The following is a 13,974-nucleotide window of genomic DNA, read 5'->3' as shown; positions in this document are numbered from 1 at the left end:
CTGCCTTCCGGACAGGAAATACGGAGTACGGGTTCTGGGCGCCGCGGCTCAGCCGGCGAGACCGGCCGCGCGGAACGCGTCCAGGTTCGGACGGATCGTGGCCGTGGGCCCGGAGGTCGGCGCGACGGCGTCAAGCGTCTTGAGTCCGTCACCCGTGTTGAGCACGACGGTGGTCAGGGACGGGTCGAGGAGGCCGTCCTCGATGAGCTTCTTGGTGACGCCGACGGTCACGCCGCCCGCGGTCTCCGCGAAGATCCCCTCGGTCCGCGCCAGCAGCTTGATCGCGTCCACGATCTGCTCGTCGTTGACGTCCTCGACCGCGCCGCCCGTACGGCGGGCGATGTCCAGCACGTACGGGCCGTCGGCCGGGTTGCCGATCGCCAGCGACTTGGCGATGGTCTTCGGCTTCTGGGGGCGTACGACGTCGTGCCCGGCCTTGAAGGCCGTCGACACCGGGGAGCAGCCCTCCGCCTGGGCACCGAAGATCTTGTACGGCTTGTCCTCGACCAGGCCGAGGGCGATCAGCTCCTTGAGCCCCTTGTCGATCTTCGTCAGCTGGGAGCCGGACGCGATCGGGATGACGAGCTGGTCGGGCAGCTGCCAGCCGAGCTGCTCGCAGATCTCGTACGCGAGGGTCTTGGACCCCTCGCCGTAGTACGGGCGCAGGTTGACGTTGACGAAGCCCCAGCCCTCGCCCAGCGGGTCGCCGATGAGCTCCGAGCAGAAGCGGTTGACGTCGTCGTAGTTGCCCTCGATGCCGACCAGGTCGCCGCCGTAGACAGCGGCCATGACGACCTTGCCGGCCTCCAGGTCGTGCGGGATGAAGACGCAGGACTTGAAGCCGGCGCGGCGGGCCGCGGCGCCGACCGCCCCGGCGAGGTTGCCGGTGGAGGAGCAGGACAGGGTCGTGAAGCCGAAGGCGCGGGCCGCCTCGACGGCGATGGCGACGACGCGGTCCTTGAAGGAGTGCGTCGGATTGCCGGAGTCGTCCTTGACGTACAGGCCGCCGGTGACGCCCAGCTCGGCGGCGAGCCGGTCGGCCTTGACGAGCTTGGTGAAGCCGGGGTTGAGGTTCGGCTTGTCCGCGACGTCGGTGGGCACCGGCAGCAGCGGGGCATAGCGCCAGATGTTGTCCGGGCCGGCCTCGATCTGCTTCTTCAGGCTCTCGGGGTCGCCGCTCGGCAGGTCGTAGGCGACTTCGAGCGGCCCGAAACACGTCGCGCAGGCGAAGAGGGGGCCGAGGTCGAACCGTTCACCGCATTCGCGGCAGGACAGCGCGGTGGCGGGTCCCAGGGCGACGGAGGGGGTGTTTGCGGCGGTTTCGGTGCTGTGCACAGCCATGGAGGCGAGGCCCTTTCTCCTCATCTTCCTCGCGACGCATCTCGCCACGAGACGGATTTGGCACCTTCCCTAGCCGGGAGCCTCGCGCGCGCTCGGCGCGGCAAGACCGACTGGAGGGTTGCCGGGGCTTCAACGGGCCGTATCCCTCTGCCCCTCTGGATGAGCGGTATGGCGCTGGGCCGAAACCCAGGCGTTTGTTGCGGTGACCCCGACATGCGATGGCCATCCGCGTTGTTCAAGACTGTAACCGAAGGCCCTGACAGTTGAGATAGTCGTCCGAACCGCGAGATGGATCACACGCGAGAGGTGTTCACGTGCTGGAAGAGGTGGAGCGCTGGCTGACCAGCCGCTCCTGGTCCGCCGCGGACCGCCCACTGGGGCAGCTGCTGGAAGCCAAGCGCCAGACCGGTCGTACGGTCAGCGTCGTCCTGCCGGCGCTCGACGAGGAGGCCACGGTCGGGGCGATCGTCGCCACGATCCGCGCCGAGCTGATGACCGGGACCGTCCCCCTGGTCGACGAGCTGGTGGTGCTGGACTCCGGCTCCACCGACCGCACCGCCGAGGTCGCGGCGGCGGCCGGCGCCCGGGTCGTGCACCGCGACACCGTCCTGCCCCGGCTGCCCGCACTGCCCGGCAAGGGCGAGGTCCTCTGGCGCTCGCTGCTGGTCACCTCCGGCGACATCGTCTGCTTCATCGACGCCGACCTGCGGGAGTTCTCCGCCACCTTCGTCTCCGGGATCATCGGCCCGCTGCTGACCGACCCCGAGATCCAGTTCGTGAAGGCGATGTACGACCGCCCCCTGGAGGCCGGGGCGCACACCGCCGGCGCCGGCCAGGGCGGCCGGGTCACCGAACTCGTCGCCCGCCCGGTCCTCAACCTGCACTGGCCGCAGCTGGCCGGTTTCGTCCAGCCCCTCGGCGGCGAGTACGCGGCCCGCCGCTCCCTCCTGGAGCGCCTGCCCTTCCCCGTCGGCTACGGCGTCGAGCTCGGCCTGCTCGTCGACGCCCTGCACACCGTCGGCCTGGACGCCCTGGCCCAGGTGGACGTCGGCGTCCGCAAACACCGCCACCAGGACAGCCAGGCCCTGGGACGGATGGCCGCCGCCATCTACCGCACCGCCCAACTCCGCCTCACCCGCGGCCACTTGGTACGCCCCCGCCTCACCCAGTTCGACCGCGGCGAACAGGGCTTCGTCCCGCGCACGACCGACGTGGACACCGAGGAACGCCCCCCGATGGCCGAAATCCCGGAGTACGCGGCGCGACGCGCGGCCTGACCCGCGCTCCGCACGTTTGCGCGGATCTGTCGCGGGTTACATGTCGCGACATGGTCTCCGAGCGCAATGCGGTCCAGACAGGTGCCGAGGTTCTCGTCGCGTCCAACCGCGGACCGGTGTCGTACGCCCTGGGAGAGGACGGGACGCTGACCGCCAAGCGGGGCGGCGGCGGACTGGTCTCCGGACTGTCGGCGATCGGGCCCGACACCGACGCGGTGTGGGTGTGCGCCGCGCTCGGGGACGGCGACCGGGAGGCCGTACGGCGCAGCGGCGGCAAACTGGATCCGTCCGACACCGGTGGACAGCGCGTCCGGATGCTGGACATCCCGCCCGACGTGCACGCCGACGCCTACAACGGCATCGCGAACTCGGTGCTGTGGTTCGTCCACCACATGCTGTACCAGACGCCGCTGGAGCCCGCCTTCGGCGCGGAGTTCCGCGCGCAGTGGACCTCGTACGAGGCGTACAACCGCGCCTTCGCGCAGGCCCTGGCCGACGAGGCCGCCGAGGGCGCGGCGGTGCTGGTGCAGGACTACCACCTGGCGCTGGTGCCGGGCCTGCTGCGCGCCCTGCGGCCCGACGTGCGCATCGCGCACTTCTCCCACACGCCGTGGGCGCCGCCGGAGTACTTCCGGATGCTGCCGGACGACATCGCCGAGCAGCTGCTGCGCGGGATGCTGGGCGCCGACCAGCTCGGCTTCCTCACACACCGCTGGGCGGACGCGTTCAGCGCCTGCTGCGCCGCGGTCACCGGCGGCACCCGCGGCACCCGGATCGGGGTCTACGGCCTCGGCGCGGACGCCGAATTCCTCCAGGAGCGGTCGCACCGGGCGGACGTCGCCGAACGGAAGGCCGCGCTGCACGAAGAGATCGGCACCGGCCCGGACGGGACGGCACGCAGGACCATCGTCCGGGTGGACCGGACGGAGCTGTCGAAGAACATCGTGCGGGGCATGCTCGCCTACCGGCAGCTGCTGACGGACCGCCCCACGTGGCGCGAACGCGTCGTGCACCTCGCCTTCGCCTATCCGTCGCGCCAGGATCTGGCCGTCTACCGCGAGTACACCGCGGAGGTCGGCCGGCTCGCCGAGGAGATCAACGCGGAGTTCGGCACGGCCGACTGGCGGCCCGTCGTGCTGCACGTGAAGGACGACTTCGCGCGGTCGCTGGCCGCGTACCGGCTGGCCGACGTGGCGCTGGTCAACCCGATCCGCGACGGGATGAACCTCGTCGCGAAGGAGATCCCGGTGGTCTCCGACCGCGGCTGCGCCCTGGTCCTGTCGCGGGAGGCCGGCGCCCACGAGGAGCTCGGCGCGGACGCCCTGACCGTCAACCCGTTCGACGTCACCGGCACCGCGCAGGCGCTGCACGAGGCGCTGACCATGGACGCGACGGAGCGCAGCCGGCGGACCGAGCGGCTGACGGCGGCGGCCACCGCGCTGCCGCCGGCGCAGTGGTTCCTCCGGCAGCTGCGGGCGCTGACCGGCTGAGCCACCGCCACCCGCGCCACTGTGAGCGGCGTCACACCGTGCCGCCTTGAGCCTCACACAAGTGTGAGGGTTCGAGCCTGGTTGCCACGACCCCACGGCACCCAGCGCTTACGAGGTGAGCCCCATGAACGACCCGCTCCACAACGCCCCGGAAAACCACCCCCGCCCCCACGGGGACAACCAGCTCCGCAGCCACTCGGACCACCCGCTCTACGACTACAGCCCGATCGTCGGGCGCGCGCCGATCCGGTGGCCGGGCGGCGCCCGGGTCGCCTTCTACGTCGGCCTGAACATCGAGCACTACCGGATCGACCGCCCCTCGACCAGCACCTTCGCCGGCACCGCCGGGCTGACACCGGACCCGCTGAACTACGGCTGGCGCGACTACGGCCCCCGGGTGGGCTTCTGGCGGCTGCTGAAGGCGCTCGACCGGCACGGCCTGCGCGCCAGCGCGCTGCTCAACTCCGAGGCCGGGGAACGCTACCCGCAGATCATCGAGGCGGGCCGCGCCCGGGACTGGGCCTGGCTCGCCCACGGCAAGAACAACTCCACCTTCCAGGCCGACATGGAGCCCGAGGAGGAGCGCGCCTATCTGGTGGAGATGCTCGACTCCCTGGAGAAGACCACCGGCCGGCGGCCGCGCGGCTGGATGGGCCCGGCCCTCACCGAAACCTTCCGCACCCCGGAACTGCTCGCCGAACTCGGCCTCGACTACGTCCTCGACTGGACCAACGACGACCAGCCCTACCGGCTGAACGTGCCCGGGATGCTGAGCGTGCCGTACTCGGTCGAGCTCAACGACATCGGACTCTTCGTCAGCAAGGGCCTCACCGGCCCCGACTTCGTACGCGTCGTCAAGGACCAGCTGGACCAGCTCCACGAGGACGCGGCGGACGGCGGCCGCGTGATGTCGCTCGCCCTGCACCCCTTCGTCATCGGCCAGCCCTTCCGCCACAAGTACCTCGACGAGGCACTGGAGTACGTCACGAACCACCCCGGCGTCTGGCTGACCACCAGCGACGACATCGCGACACATTACGCGGGCACGGCGGAGGGGGCTTAGGGGCTGACGGGCGCTACGCCGGGACGGCGTGGGCGTCGTGCGCGGGCGTCGTGGGTGGGGGGGGTGGCGTGGGTGGGCGTCGTGGGTGGGCGTCGTGGATCAGCTGTTGTCGAGGTGCTCCGCGAGGGCCGTCAACAGGCCCACCACGCCGGCCGGACCGTCGACCACCAGGTCGGCCCGGTCCGCCAGTTCGGTCACCTCGTCGCTGCCGCTGCAGACCAGGACGCCCGTCAGCCCCTTCGCACGGAGTTCCTCGACGGCGGCGAAGGCGGCCAGGTCGCCAAGGTCGTCGCCGGCGTAGAGGACCGTCGCTGCCCCGGTCTCACGGATCCAGTCCGCGAGGGCGACGCCCTTGTCCATGCCCGGCGGGCGCAGCTCCAGCACGTAGCGGCCCGGCTCGACGATCAGGCCATGGCGCTCGGCGAGTTCGGTGAGCGGCCCGCGCAGCCGCTCGAAGGCGCCCTGGGGGTCGTCGGCGCGGCGGGTGTGCACGGCGATGGCGCGGCCGCCCTTGCGCTCGATGGCGGTCTCGACCCAGGTGCCGTGCCAGACCCCCGAGGTGTCCAGCACGCCGGGGAGTTCGGCCTGTATGGCGGCGACACCGGGATGCGGCGGCGGAGCGTGGAGCGTACCGGTGGCCGCCTCCCAGCGCTCGGCGCCGTAGTGGCCGAGGACGGTGAGGTGCTCCAGCCCGGGCACCGAGTCGAAACCGCCGAGGCGGACCGCCACGGTGGCCGGCCGGCCGGTGATCACTGCGGCCGCTTGCAGATGGGGCACGAGGCGGGCCAGCGCGGCGACGGCGCCCTCGTGGGCCCGGGCCTGCTCCGGGTCGGGGACGATGTCAGCGAGGGTGCCGTCGAAGTCGAGGGCCACGACGACGCGTTCGGGGTGCGCCAGCAACGCGGCGAGGCCGTCGCGGCCTGCGGGTGTCCGCGGCGTCGGCAGGCGGCCGGGTGCACGCTCGGGTTCGGATGTCGGCTCGACGTTCGGGGAGCTGCCCATGCGCCGACCCTACCGGCGAAGGCCGGGCGCACGGCGGGGGCACGGGCGCATGCCCCCGGCGGGTCGGGACGTCAGGCGCGAGAGGGTGGGCGGCGGGCCCGCGGGCGGGCGGGACACGGGCGGCAGGTCCGGGGGACGGATCCCCGGGGGCCGGCTGGCGGGCCCGCGGGCGGCCGACGGGTCCGGGAGCGGGCGACGGGCCCAGACCGACCCGGGCGACAGGCCCGGGCGCGGGCGGCACGGCGGGCCACCGGCGGGCCGGCGTGGGCGGGGTCAGCGGCGCTTCCGGCAGGCGGTGTCAGCGGCGGGCGCGGCGGGCGTCGCGTACGCGCCGCAGGCGGTTGACCGTGACGGGGGCGTGGGCGAGCGCCTGGGGGTCGTCGAGCAGGGCGTTGAGGAGCTGGTAGTAGCGGGTCGGGGAGATGCCGAGCTGCTCGCGGATGGCGCGCTCCTTCGGGCCGGGGCCCTGCCAGGAGCGGCTTTCCACGGCGAGCACGGCCTCGTCCCGAGCGGACAGACCCGAGGCGCTCGTGCTCCCCGTACCGCCGAGGTCATCCGCGCCGCCGGAGTCGTCCGTACCGCCGAGGTCGTCCGCGCCGCCGAGGTTGTCCGTACCGCACAGGTCGTCCGCGCCGCTCGGGTTCTCCGCACCGGCCGGGCCGCCCGTACCGCTCAAGTCGTTCTCCGCACCGCGCGGGTCCTCCGTGTCGGGGCTGTCGCTCGTTGTCACGTTTTCCACGATAGGCGCAGGGTCTGACAGGCCCTTCGGCCTGAGGGCCCTGAGGGCCCTGAGAGCTCTGCCCCACCGGTGCCCACCGGTGCCCCACCGGCCGCTCCCGTTGTCCGCCGCCGCTTGTTCCTTGTTACGGCAACGATTACGGAGAGTAATCAGTTCCCTCGGAGTGTAGCGGGTGGGGGTGCGGCGGGGCGAGCCCCGGCCGCGCCCCCGACGCGGCGCGACGGAACGTCAGCCCGTGGTGTTGTCGGCCTCGTCCGCCGTGTTCTGGATGTCGGTGAGGACGCCGGCCGGGTTGCCGTCAGGGCCGACTGCGGCGCCCATCTTGGCCTTGACGGTCTTGGAGACCAGCGGCCAGGAGGTCTTGTTCGCCGGGTAGAACTCGGCGTTGGCGAGCTGCTTGAGGAAGCCGTGCAGCTTGGCGTACTTGTCGTCGGCGAGCATGTCCTGCGTGGCGGAGGTGGTGACCGGCAGCAGGCCGTAGTCGCCGGAGAACTTCTCGACGTTCTTGTTGCTGTAGACGAAGTCGAGGAACTTGCCGGCCTCGGCGCGGTGGCCGTTCTGCTTGAACGCCATCATCCAGTCGGCGACACCCATGGTGGTCTTGGCCTTGCCGTCGATGCCGGGCAGCTCGACGGTGCCGTAGTCGATGCCCTTGGCCGCGGCCTGCTTCATGAGGGTGGGGTGGCCGTTGAGCATGCCGACGTCGCCGTCGGCGAAGCCCTGGAAGGCGTCCTCGCGGTTGAGCTTGGCAGGGTCGGTGCCGGTCAGGCCCTTGCCGACGAGGTTGTCCTTCAGCCAGTCGAAGGTCTTGATGTTCTCCGGCGAATCGATGCGGTACTTGCCGATGCTGTCGGTGTAGCCGCCGCCCCCGCTGAGCATCCACATCAGCGTCTCGGCCTGGGTCTCCTCCGGGCCGAGCGGCAGCGCGTAGGGCATCTTGACGCCGCGTGCCTTCAGCAGCTGGGCGTCGTGGGCTATGTCGCTCCAGCTCTGCGGCGGGGCGGTGATGCCGGCCTGGGTGAACAGCTTCTTGTTGTAGAAGAGCCGCCGGGTGCTGGCGCCGAAGGGCATGCCGTACTGGACCCGCTGGTACTCGCCGGCCTCCGCGAGGGAGGGCTGGAAGTTGGCCTGGGTGGGGATGGAGAGCAGCTGGTCGGCGCTGTAGAGCTTGCCCTTGGCGGCGTAGTCGGCGTACGCGCCGATCTGGGCGAGGTCCGGGGCGTGGCCGTCCTTGACGAGGTCCTCGACCTTCTTGTCGACGTCCTTCCAGCTGTAGACCTGGACGTCGACCTTGATGCCGGGGTTCTTCTTCTCGAAGGCGCGGGTGAGCTCGTCCCAGTAGTGCTGGGAGCCGTTGGCCTCGCTGTCGCCGTAGTCCGCCGCGATCAGCTTGAGGGTGACGTCGCCGTCGCCCGATCCGCTGCCGCAGCCGGTCAGAGTCAGCGTCATGGAGGCCGCCATCGCCGCCGCCGCCACGCTCAAGTACCGCCGCTGCACCTCTGTTTACCGCCCTTTTTCCCGTTCCCGAAAACCATGTGCTTGCCGGGGATCCCTACGCCGTCTCGGGGATCGCCCTCGGCCGGCGTGAACAGCGAGCTTCCCGCGCGTTCTCCACAAGGTCTACACCACCGGTGGTTGCGCTTCGGTATCGGGCTCCCACACTTCCTTCACGGGGATCGGCACGCGGAGGCCACCGGGAGCGGCGCGCGGCGGCCACCGGGTTCGACCCACCGACGTCACCGGGTCCGGCCCACCTACGCCACCGGGTCCGGCCCATCGGCGCCCCCGGCACCTCCCGGGCCCCCGCCGTTGCTCCACCCCGTGGTACGCCGTGATCCACCCGGTGAGTGGACTAGACCTTTCGGGGCGGAGCGCGCGAAACTGTTCCCGTGAGACACGTCATCGCCCTTGATGTGGGCGGCACCGGGATGAAAGCCGCCCTCGTGGGGGTGGACGCCGCGCCGTCCGACGGGACGCCGCCCGCCCTGCTGTACGAGGCGCGGCGCCCCACCGGCCGTGAGCGCGGCCCCGACGCGGTCGTCGAGGCCATCCTCGGCTTCGCCGCGGAGCTCCGCGACATCGGCACGGCGCGCTTCGGCACGACCGCGGAGGCGGCCGGCGTCGCTGTGCCCGGCATCGTCGACGAGCGCACCGGCACCGCCGTCTACGCCGCGAACCTCGGCTGGCGGGACGTACCGATGCGGGCGCTGCTGTCCGAGCGGCTCGGCGGGGTGCCGGTCGCCCTCGGGCACGACGTACGCACCGGTGGTCTGGCCGAGGGGCGGATCGGGGCCGGCCGGGGCGCCGACCGGTTCCTGTTCGTGCCGCTGGGCACCGGCATCGCGGGCGCCATCGGGATCGGCGGGCGGATCGAGGCCGGGGCGCACGGCAGCGCGGGCGAGATCGGCCACATCGTCGTACGGCCCGGGGGGCACGCCTGCGGCTGTGGTCAGCGCGGCTGTCTGGAGACGGTGGCCTCGGCCGCGGCGGTGGGCCGGGACTGGGCGGCGGCCTGCGGCGATCCGCAGGCCAGCGCGGCGGACGCGGCGAAGGCCGTGGAGTCCGGCGACGCGCGGGCCTGCGCGGTGTGGCAGGGCGCGGTGGACGCGCTGGCCGACGGTCTGCTCACCGGGCTCACGCTGCTCGACCCGCACACGATGATCATCGGCGGCGGGCTCGCCGAGGCGGGTGACACGCTCTTCGCGCCTCTGCGGGAAGCGGTCCGCCGGCGCGTTACGTTCCAGCGGCTCCCCTCGATCGTTCCGGCGGCCCTGGGGGACGCTGCCGGCTGCCTGGGCGCGGGACTCCTCGCCTGGGATCTTCTCTCCACGGAGGTATCCGCCTGATGGCACAGCAACAGTCCGCGCAGCCGCCGTCGGATTCCCGGCGCACGGTGCTGGCCGGCGCCCGGATCGCCCGGCCGTCCGGCGTCGTCGGGAGCGGCCGGATCACCGTCGAGGGCGGCCGGATCGCCGGGGTCCACAGCCGTGACGTGGATCCGGCCGGGGGCGGGGACGCGGCGGGTGTGGTGGACCTCACGGGGCATCTGATCGTGCCCGGGTTCGTCGACATGCATGTGCACGGCGGGGGTGGCGGTTCCTTCTCGTCGGCGGACCCGGGCGAGTGCATGACGGTGGTCGAGACCCACCGCAGGCGCGGCACGACGTCGATGGTCGCCTCCACGGTCACCGGTGAGCTCACCGAGCTGGCCCGGCAGGCCGCCGTGCTCGCCGAGCTGGTGCAGCAGGGTGAGTTGGCCGGTATCCATTTCGAGGGGCCGTTCATCTCCCCGCAGCGCTGCGGGGCCCACCAGCCGGGGCTGCTGCGCGATCCGGATCCGGCGGATGTCCGCAAGCTGGTGGACGCCGCGCACGGTACCGCGGTGATGATGACCGTGGCGCCGGAGTTGCCCGGGGGGCTTGCGTCCGTGCGGCTGCTGGCCGAGGCGGGGGTGATCGCCGCCATCGGGCACACGGATTCGTCGTACGACGCGACGCGGGAGGCCATCGACGCGGGCGCCACGGTCGCCACGCATCTCTTCAACGCGATGCCGCCGCTCGGCCACCGGGCGCCGGGTCCGGTCGCCGCCCTGCTGGAGGACGAGCGGATCACCGTCGAGTTGATCAATGACGGTACGCATCTGCATCCGGCGGTGCTGCAGTTGGCGGTGCGTGAGGCGGGTGCGGGGCGGGTCGCGTTCATCACGGACGCGATGGGCGCGGCCGGTATGAGCGACGGGATGTATCCGCTCGGGCCGATGCGGGTCGAGGTCAGGGACGGTGTGGCGCGGATCAGTGAGGGGCCGACGGCGGGTTCCATCGCGGGCTCGACGCTGACGCTGGACCGGGCGTTCAAGCGTGCGGTGACGCTCGACGGCCTGACGGTTGATCAGGCGGTGCAGGCGCTCTCGGCGAACCCGGCCCGGCTGCTGGGCATCGATGACCGGGTGGGTTCCCTGGAGGTCGGCAAGGACGCCGACCTGGTGGTGCTGGACGCGGCGTGGGACGTGGTCGGTGTCATGCGTCGGGGCGAGTGGCTGGTGCGTCCCCGGGGGGTGTGACGCTCCGCGGTGGGGCCGGGCCGGCTACGTCGGCTGCCGTCCCTCCTGGTGGCCGGGGGTCACCGGCCGGGTTACCCCGGGTCTGGGCCAACAGCCCTGCGCGATGGCATGATCGCTCGCGCACTTGTCCGCATGCCGCCGCGTGCGGTGGCCCGACCCACGGCCGCCCGGCCATGACTGCCCGGAGGGGCGACCATGATCCTCACGGTCACGCTGAACGCCGCCCTGGACATCACCTATCGCCTGCCCCGGCTCCGTCCGCACGGCACGAACCGGGTCACGGAGGTGTCCGAACGGCCCGGCGGCAAGGGCCTGAACGTGGCCCGTGTGCTGGCGTCGCTCGGTCACCGTACGGTGGCCACCGGCTTCGCGGGCGGCGGTACGGGGGAGGCGCTGCGCGCGCTGCTCGCGGACACCGGTGTCACCGACGCGCTGGTGCCGGTGGGCGGTGCCTCCCGCCGCACCGTCGCGGTCGTCGACGAGGCCGGCGGGGACACCACTCAGCTCAACGAGCCGGGGCCGACGGTCTCCCCCGCCGAGTGGGACGCCTTCCTGGGCACCTATCGCGAACTGCTGGGCGGGGCGCGGGCAGTGGCGCTGTGCGGCAGTCTGCCGCCGGGTGTCCCGGTGGACGTCTACGCGCGGCTGACCCGGGCTGCGCGCACGGCGGGTGTGCCGGTGCTGCTCGACACGAGTGGTGAGCCGTTGCGCCGGGGTCTGGCGGCCCGTCCGGATCTCGCGAAGCCCAATGCGGACGAGCTCGCCGCGCTCACGGGGAGTACCGAGCCGCTGCGCGCGGCCCGGGACGCCCGTCGGCGTGGCGCGCATGCCGTCGCCGCGTCGCTGGGGCCGGACGGCATGCTGGCGGTCACCGCGGACGGTGTGTGGCAGGCCGCGCCGCCGCAGCGGATCGCGGGGAATCCGACGGGGGCGGGGGACTCGGCGGTGGCCGGTCTGCTGTCGGGCCTGGTGGAGGACCTGCCGTGGCCGGAGCGGCTGTCCCGCGCGGTGGCCCTGTCCACGGCGACGGTACGGGCCCCGGCGGCGGGCGAGTTCGACGTGGCGACGTATGAGGAGCTGCTGACGCGCGTGGTGGTGACGGATCATCCGTCGGCGGCGTGAGGTCGGCCTCTTCGCCGGTGGCGCGCGATCGCTGATGCGACTTCCCGTCAAGCACCCTGGCTGATATGCGCCTCGCCACTTCTCCTGGCTGCTGAATATCATCACCTTGATCATTATCTCTGGGAGGCGACAGTGCAGACCACGAGGAAGCTCGCACGCATCGCGGCGACGGGAATGGTCACCTTCGGGATCGTGTCCGCCATGGGCGCCGTTGCGACGACGGCCGGTGCCGCCGCAGCGGACCGAGCCGGTGTGTGGGCGGTGGAGGGGCATTCGTTCACCATCCGGGCCGCCGCGAGCACGTCCTCGGCCAAGCTCGCGACCATCGGCGATTCCGGCGCGAAGGTCGCCTGTACGCACACCCCGTGTGTGCGGAACAACAGCGGCGGCTCCTACACCTGCTGGCACGGAGGGCCGTCGGACAACGACTGGCTCAAGGTGGTGTGGGGCAACAGGTCCGGGTGGGTCGCCGCCGCCTGCGTGGAGGGCGGCCGCATCTGACGACCGGGCGGAGGGCTCACCGGCCGTCCACGCCGGGATCGCCGCCCTCAGCCAAAAGGCCGCGGCCGGAGAGGAAATCCTCTCCGGCCGCGGCCGACAACGTCAGGGTCCAGGAGCCCCGCAGCGGAGGCGAAGGGCGTCGCACCGAAGACGTCGGGCGATCGGCTACGCGCCCGTGCTGGCACGGGCCTTCCCGGCGGCACCGCCGCCGATGGCTTAGTTCCTGGTCAGCCAGATCTTGTCGAGGTTCACGTCGCACTGGTTCCCGCTCTCGCAGGACAGCTTGACAGAGTTGGTCCCCTTGTTGAGCTGGATGTACGACCAGGTCTTGGTCCAGCCCTTGTCCCAGGCGCCCTCCGGGGCGTGGGCGAAGTTCTCCATGTTGATCGGCCGGGATTCGGCCTTGCCGTTGATGTTCAGCGTGAGGTTTTCGTCCTTGCCGGGCACGCCGTAGCCGACCCAGAGTTTGTACCGGCCGGGGGCGTCCACGTCCACGGTCCAGGTGGCCGACGCGCCGGGGGTGTTCATGCCCGCGACATACGTCCCGCCGGCCGAGCGGGCCCCGGGGACGTCCTTCGCCGTGGACGCCCCGCCGTCGAGCCGCAGGCTGCCCGCGTCCTGCTTGGGCAGCTGGCCGGGCTTGGGCTTGGCGGGGGGCTGGCCCGAGGGGGCCACCGTGTCGCCGGCGGTCGGGCCGGGCTTGCCGGCGGAGGTGTCCTTGTTGTCGTTGCCGTTGGTGAGCATGGCCACGCCGATGCCTATGCAGACCACGGCGACCACTGCGACGGCGCCGATCAGCAGGCCGTTGCGGCGGCGCGGCTCGGGGGCGCCGCCGTGGCCCGGGGCGGGGGTGGGGCGGGTGCGGTCGCCGCCGGGCAGGGTCTCGGGGGCGGCGTAGTGGGCGTTCTGCTGCCCGTAGGTCACCTGCTGCGACTGCTGGCCGTACTGGCGCTGGCCGACCGCGCGGACCTGGTTGTAGGAGGTGCGCGGAACTCCCGGCTGCCGGGTCGCGGCGCCGTCGCCCGCCGAGCCGCCCTGGCCGCCTTCCGAGCGGTAGAGATAGCCGAACGGGTCGTCGTTCTCCGGCGTGTCCGCGCCGTTGTTGCCGGCCGTCATTCCGTGTCACTCCCAAGCGATCTGTGCGCGTCGTGTACGCGATCGGTACGCGTGCGCAGACATCTCGGCGTCTGCGCGAAAATTGTCTTACGGGCCCCCGGGCGGCGCGCGCCGCATCGGCGCAGCCTACCCTCTCGCACCTGGCGCACACCGGCCCCGGCGGAGCACAAGATCGCTACGGAACGGTGAACTGCTGGTGCGGCGGCCGGCGGGCCCCGGATGTGAGATACGCGGCACCGCGTCCCGCCCGCGCCGTCCGGTGC

General features: G+C 72.3%; 12 protein-coding genes and 1 riboswitch. Of the genes, 7 read left to right on the top strand and 5 right to left on the bottom strand.

From position 1 onward, the window contains the following. Nucleotides 1–48: 48 nt before the first annotated feature. Nucleotides 49–1,341, bottom strand: coding sequence for a threonine synthase (gene thrC, locus OO62_RS07280; RefSeq protein ID WP_033266392.1), 1,293 nt, complete (start codon nucleotides 1,339–1,341; stop codon nucleotides 49–51). A 17-nt stretch (nucleotides 1,342–1,358) separates the two neighbouring features. Next, nucleotides 1,359–1,507: riboswitch (SAM riboswitch) on the bottom strand. 148 nt (nucleotides 1,508–1,655) lie between these two features. Between thrC and OO62_RS07275 the strand changes: the two genes are divergently transcribed. From OO62_RS07275 to OO62_RS07265, 3 genes are all read left to right on the top strand, one after another. Further along, complete coding sequence (locus OO62_RS07275; RefSeq protein ID WP_033266391.1) at nucleotides 1,656–2,618, top strand: glucosyl-3-phosphoglycerate synthase; 963 nt, start codon at nucleotides 1,656–1,658, stop codon at nucleotides 2,616–2,618. A gap of 50 nt (nucleotides 2,619–2,668) precedes the next feature. Then, a complete protein-coding gene (locus OO62_RS07270) occupies nucleotides 2,669–4,108 on the top strand; it encodes an alpha,alpha-trehalose-phosphate synthase (UDP-forming) (RefSeq protein WP_033266390.1) in 1,440 nt (479 codons plus the stop codon). Between the two features lie 124 nt (nucleotides 4,109–4,232). After that, nucleotides 4,233–5,171 (top strand): polysaccharide deacetylase family protein, encoded by a 939-nt coding sequence (locus OO62_RS07265; RefSeq protein WP_078617054.1) that lies wholly within the window; start codon nucleotides 4,233–4,235, stop codon nucleotides 5,169–5,171. A 99-nt stretch (nucleotides 5,172–5,270) separates the two neighbouring features. Here the strand turns inward: OO62_RS07265 and otsB are convergent, their stop codons facing one another. The 3 genes from otsB to OO62_RS07250 all read right to left on the bottom strand — a co-directional run bounded on the left by otsB (nucleotide 5,271) and on the right by OO62_RS07250 (nucleotide 8,409). Further along, on the bottom strand, nucleotides 5,271–6,173 hold the full coding sequence (gene otsB, locus OO62_RS07260; protein ID WP_051732835.1) for a trehalose-phosphatase: 903 nt from the start codon (nucleotides 6,171–6,173) through the stop codon (nucleotides 5,271–5,273). A 298-nt stretch (nucleotides 6,174–6,471) separates the two neighbouring features. Further along, nucleotides 6,472–6,690, bottom strand: a complete 219-nt coding sequence (locus OO62_RS07255) for a DUF3263 domain-containing protein (RefSeq protein ID WP_033266454.1) — start codon at nucleotides 6,688–6,690, stop codon at nucleotides 6,472–6,474. A 450-nt stretch (nucleotides 6,691–7,140) separates the two neighbouring features. Then, a complete protein-coding gene (locus OO62_RS07250; RefSeq protein WP_033266389.1) occupies nucleotides 7,141–8,409 on the bottom strand; it encodes an extracellular solute-binding protein in 1,269 nt (422 codons plus the stop codon). Nucleotides 8,410–8,801: 392 nt separating this feature from the next. Between OO62_RS07250 and OO62_RS07245 the strand changes: the two genes are divergently transcribed. The 4 genes from OO62_RS07245 (at nucleotide 8,802) to OO62_RS07230 (ending at nucleotide 12,595) form a co-directional block, all read left to right on the top strand. Next, nucleotides 8,802–9,758: an ROK family protein gene (locus OO62_RS07245; protein ID WP_033266388.1), complete on the top strand. Its 957-nt coding sequence runs from the start codon at nucleotides 8,802–8,804 to the stop codon at nucleotides 9,756–9,758. Then, entirely contained in the window at nucleotides 9,758–10,972 is a 1,215-nt protein-coding gene (nagA, locus tag OO62_RS07240) for an N-acetylglucosamine-6-phosphate deacetylase (protein ID WP_033266387.1), read from the top strand. Before OO62_RS07245 ends, nagA begins: the two co-directional genes overlap by 1 nt. A 195-nt stretch (nucleotides 10,973–11,167) precedes the next feature. Further along, nucleotides 11,168–12,094 carry a 1-phosphofructokinase family hexose kinase gene (locus OO62_RS07235; protein WP_033266386.1) on the top strand — a complete coding sequence of 309 codons (927 nt, stop codon included), beginning with the start codon at nucleotides 11,168–11,170 and terminating at the stop codon, nucleotides 12,092–12,094. A gap of 132 nt (nucleotides 12,095–12,226) precedes the next feature. Further along, nucleotides 12,227–12,595 (top strand): hypothetical protein, encoded by a 369-nt coding sequence (locus tag OO62_RS07230; protein ID WP_129322849.1) that lies wholly within the window; start codon nucleotides 12,227–12,229, stop codon nucleotides 12,593–12,595. A 216-nt stretch (nucleotides 12,596–12,811) separates the two neighbouring features. On the opposite strand, the gene OO62_RS07225 is transcribed toward OO62_RS07230, so the two are convergent. After that, a complete protein-coding gene (locus OO62_RS07225) occupies nucleotides 12,812–13,711 on the bottom strand; it encodes a carbohydrate-binding protein (RefSeq protein ID WP_033266384.1) in 900 nt (299 codons plus the stop codon). Nucleotides 13,712–13,974: the final 263 nt, after the last annotated feature.

This window comes from Streptomyces lydicus, assembly GCF_000717345.1.
Taxonomy (GTDB): domain Bacteria; phylum Actinomycetota; class Actinomycetes; order Streptomycetales; family Streptomycetaceae; genus Streptomyces; species Streptomyces lydicus.
Note: the sequence above shows the minus strand (reverse complement) of the source record. Positions and strands in the feature narration are given on the sequence as shown.